This window comes from Sinomicrobium endophyticum (assembly GCF_052983315.1).
Genome location: NZ_JBRKIS010000011.1, coordinates 1 through 3,936, shown reverse-complemented (window position 1 = coordinate 3,936; position 3,936 = coordinate 1). Strand labels below are relative to the sequence as shown.

Here is a 3,936-nt window from a genome sequence, read left to right as displayed (position 1 = left end):
CCACCAGGAACAACTCCGGGTTAGGAATAGTGTTCTGGAAGGCGCAAGGGAGCTTCGTAAGGGCCATCCTCGGCTGGGTTGTAGGAAGCTCTATGCGGAGCTCAAGCCTACCGGGATGGGTCGGGACAAGACCGAGGCCTTATTGCTGAGTCATGGCTTTAGGTTAAAGCGCAAGCGCAACCGTTACCGTACCACTTATGGGGGGAAGCATTGGTATCCTAATCGGATCACTGATTTACAACTAACCGGGATCAACCAGCTTTGGGTGAGTGATATTACCTATATCGCTGTATCGGCTAAGAAGCCTTATTACCTGACCTTGATCCTGGATGTGTACAGTAGGAAAATCAAAGGCTGGAGTTTGTCAGCCACCCTGACCGCAGAGGATACTATAGTTGTAGCTTATAGGGAAGCCCTGGCCACGACTGCTAAAACCGAACGGAAACAACTCATATTTCATTCGGATAAAGGCAGCCAATACGTTTATAAGCGATTAGCTGAGTTACATACAGAAAATCAGGTACAGCCTAGCATGGGCGGTAAAGCCTGGGAGAATGCTCATGCAGAATCTTTAAACGGCATATTAAAAAATGAATATATCGATTTTGACCACTCCCATATCAGTTTAAAACAAGGGAGAATATTGATAAAAAAAATCGTAGAAAAGTACAATTATCAACGTCCACATGGTTCACTAAAAAATATGAAACCTGTAGAATTTGAAACCTTTGTTCAGGGGTTAACCCCTGAACAAAAACCGAGATTTAAGATTAATTATTAACCAGAAAAAAGGCAACCATATTCAGGCATGCCCAACCTGGAAACTTGTAACCTGCAACCTGTAACCTGTAACCTGCAACCCGGAATTCTAAACGTTACAATTATTAGTTTTTTAAATGCGTTTGCCCTGTGGGTATTGCGAATATTTGTATGGAATTATTTTTTCGGAATAATAGCCCGGTACTCTGCAAATAACTTTTTAATTTTGGGGAATACAGGAAACAGCTATGGAAGAATTACAATACCCGATAGGAAAATTTATCGCCCCGGAATATATAGGAAAGGAACAGACGGATACCTGGACAGGAGTTCTGGAAGCTTTTCCGGAGCGACTGGAAAAACTGGTAGCCGGGTTAGCAGATGCGCAACTGGATACTCCCTATCGCCCGGGAGGGTGGACGGTCCGCCAGGTAGTACATCACTTATATGACAGTCACACCAACAGTTATGTCCGTTTTAAATGGACATTGACCGAGGACTCCCCGGTTATAAAAGCGTATTATGAAGACCGCTGGGCGGAGTTGTTCGATACCAGGTCTGCGGCGGTAACATTGGCGTTGGACGGCTTAAAGGCGCTACATGCCAAGTGGGTTTACCTGCTTCGCGGATTGAAGGATAGCGATTTGCAAAAAACATTTGTTCACCCGGAAGGTAACAGGGAGGTTGCCCTGGCCGAGAACATTGGCGTGTATGCCTGGCATTGCAATCATCACTACATGCATATCCGGAACCTTCTGGAGCGTAACGGGTGGCTCTCCTGATTGCGGATTTATGCCGGAAGCGTCATTTTTTCCATTTTATATTGCACCCGATGCTCGGTTTTTGTATTTCCGGGATTTCCTCTCCCTTTAAGAGTGCGTCCAGTGCCGCTCTCATATCCTCTCCCGTAACGGGAATCCCGTTTCCCGGCCGGGAATCATCCAACTGTCCGCGGTAAACGAGTTTGAGGGCTTTGTCGAAAATATAAAAATCCGGGGTACATGCCGCATCGTAAGCTTTTGCCGTTTCCTGTGTTTCATCATAGAGGTAGGGGAAAGGAAAGCCTTGTTCCCGGGCATTTTCCGCCATGAGGTCCGGGGCGTCATCCGGGTAGTTGTCCACATCGTTACTGGAAATAGCGGCAAAGCCGATCCCTTTCCGTCCGTAGTCGGTGGCAAGTCCGGTAATTTCGGCGTTCACGTGCTTTACAAACGGGCAGTGATTACAGATAAACATGATTACCGTAGCCGTTTCTCCCCGGATATCCGAAAGGGAAATGTTTTTTCCGGAAACAGTATCCGGCAGGTGAAATTCCGGTGCCCGGGTGCCCAGAGCGAGCATATTGCTGGGTGTTCTTGCCATGGTTTGCTTGATTTTAGAGGTGACTTGTTTTCTATAAGGTAATTAAACCATATGGAACAAGAAGGTCGAAGTTACGAATTTGTGTTTTTCAGGGCAAACGTATCTTAAATTTATGTGCAGGTTTTAATTGTTGCAAGGAATTTTACAGAGCAGGTACAAAGATCCGCAAAGTGTAACTACTTCGTATATCTCTGTGTTTTCTTTGCGTATCGCTGCGCAATAACTTTTTACCGCGGTTATCCGCAGGAGGTTAAGTCTGCTTCTGAAGATGATCCCATGAATATGCCCGTTTACAATGCGTGATCACCTTCATCCTTTCCGGCAGTTTTTCCTTAATATTTTTATATCCGGTTAAACCGGGTTTATTGAAAATATCGTAAATTGTAGTGGTTTAATTTAAGGATATTTATGTATTCCGGGTAAATATTATCGATTATGAAAACACTGCAACAATGGTTCGACGATTATGCCGTTAGCCACCAGAACAAAACCAATAAGAAGATCCACTACATTTGTGTGCCGGCTATCTTTTTTTCCATAGTAGGTTTACTGATGAGTATTCCCGCCGGGCTGCCGCGACGGATATGGCCCGGTGAAAATCCGTATATAGAGAACTGGGCTGTAATAGTATTGCTCTTTGTTTTGATCTTTTATGCCCGTTTATCGCTTTCCATGGCATTCAAAATACTGATCTTTTCTTCGTTGTGTATCCTTATCAATAGCTGGATTTCCCGTATTGCTCCCCTGTGGCTGGTATCCCTTCTTATTTTTGCCATTGCCTGGGTAGGACAGTTCTACGGACATAAGATCGAAGGGAAAAAGCCTTCCTTTCTGAAAGACATCCAGTTCCTGCTGATTGGCCCGGCCTGGGTAATTCAGAATCTTTTTAGAAAGGGATAGAAAATATTGGTTTTCCATGTTATTGTTTGTAATTTTAAAGGAACCGATTTGCTAAATATTTGCGCCATGAAGAATGCTTATGATACATTGTCGGAAGCTATTTCCGAACTCAAAGAAGAAGGGTTTACGCATGATTATAACCTCTGGGACAAAGGCGTGCATAACAGGCAGAAAAGCAGTCATATCCCGGTAGAAGATCTCCATGTACTTAAAGTTTACCGTTTTGAAGGAAGTTCCAATCCGGATGATAATGCCGTACTTTATGTTATTGAGACCGCTAAAGGAGAAAAAGGACTGTTGGTAGATGCCTACGGAGTTTATTCAGGCAATGTCTCCAAAGAAATGATGGATAAACTTCGTATCCGTTGATTAGTTGTTCACGGCTTTGGTAAATACTTCCGGAGAGTGTCAGTGCAAACGCATAAAAAACTATAATTGTAGCTTTTAAAATTCCAGGTTACAAGTTACAGGTTGCAGGTTTTTCAAGTGAAACCTGGAACCCGGTGGCTTCGATACATTCCGGCGGAGCCGGAACACTCAGCCACCTACGCTCTATGCCTAAAACTGGAACCTGGAACTGCCCAACGCTGCAACCTGCAAACTGACTAAGCCTAACATAGGTTGCCTTTTTTCTTAAACTTAATGTATAATGAAAAAAGGACAAGAACACAGAGTGTTTGATTTAGGCCTCAAATTGCAATTAGTCAAGCAGATTGAAAAGGGAGAACTCCGGGTTCGTGATGTTAGCCAGCTTTATCAGGTAAGTACCACGGCGGTATATAAATGGTTACGTAAATATTCCGATCTTTACGTGAGTAATACACGAATGATAGTGGAAAGTAAAAGTTTATCAAAGAAGCAAAAAGAGCAGGCAGAGCGCATTAAGGAGCTGGAACGGGCTTTGGGTCAAAAGCA

Annotated in this window: 6 protein-coding genes; 5 read left to right on the top strand and 1 reads right to left on the bottom strand. The window is 43.9% G+C overall.

Annotated features, from left to right (window positions below):
- Together ACVBDU_RS03615 and ACVBDU_RS03610 are read left to right on the top strand one after the other, a co-directional pair.
- A partial coding sequence (locus ACVBDU_RS03615) for an IS3 family transposase (protein ID WP_447178419.1) occupies positions 1-781 on the top strand: 781 nt, incomplete at its 5' end.
- Between the two features lie 226 nt (positions 782-1,007).
- The gene (locus ACVBDU_RS03610; protein WP_447178418.1) at positions 1,008-1,541 is read left to right on the top strand and encodes a YfiT family bacillithiol transferase; all 534 of its coding nucleotides are present in this window, start codon (positions 1,008-1,010) and stop codon (positions 1,539-1,541) included.
- Positions 1,542-1,563: 22 nt separating this feature from the next.
- Here the strand turns inward: ACVBDU_RS03610 and ACVBDU_RS03605 are convergent, their stop codons facing one another.
- Positions 1,564-2,121, bottom strand: coding sequence for a thioredoxin family protein (locus ACVBDU_RS03605; protein WP_447178417.1), 558 nt, complete (start codon positions 2,119-2,121; stop codon positions 1,564-1,566).
- 435 nt (positions 2,122-2,556) lie between these two features.
- Here ACVBDU_RS03605 and ACVBDU_RS03600 point away from each other — a divergent pair, with 435 nt between their 5' ends.
- The 3 genes from ACVBDU_RS03600 to ACVBDU_RS03590 all read left to right on the top strand — a co-directional run.
- A complete protein-coding gene (locus tag ACVBDU_RS03600; protein ID WP_447178416.1) occupies positions 2,557-3,021 on the top strand; it encodes an Mpo1 family 2-hydroxy fatty acid dioxygenase in 465 nt (154 codons plus the stop codon).
- 66 nt (positions 3,022-3,087) lie between these two features.
- Positions 3,088-3,390 (top strand): phosphoribosylpyrophosphate synthetase, encoded by a 303-nt coding sequence (locus tag ACVBDU_RS03595; protein ID WP_447178415.1) that lies wholly within the window; start codon positions 3,088-3,090, stop codon positions 3,388-3,390.
- 280 nt (positions 3,391-3,670) lie between these two features.
- Positions 3,671-3,936 (top strand): transposase (locus ACVBDU_RS03590; RefSeq protein WP_447178008.1); only part of this gene is annotated, 266 nt, incomplete at its 3' end.

What these genes read in the sequence shown, in the direction of transcription:
- ACVBDU_RS03600 (WP_447178416.1), top strand. Translation starts at nt 2,557, where the DNA reads ATGAAAACACTGCAACAATGGTTCGACGATTATGCCGTTAGCCACCAG.
- ACVBDU_RS03595 (WP_447178415.1), top strand. Translation starts at nt 3,088, where the DNA reads ATGAAGAATGCTTATGATACATTGTCGGAAGCTATTTCCGAACTCAAA.
- ACVBDU_RS03605 (WP_447178417.1), bottom strand. Translation starts at nt 2,121, where the DNA reads ATGGCAAGAACACCCAGCAATATGCTCGCTCTGGGCACCCGGGCACCG.
- ACVBDU_RS03610 (WP_447178418.1), top strand. Translation starts at nt 1,008, where the DNA reads ATGGAAGAATTACAATACCCGATAGGAAAATTTATCGCCCCGGAATAT.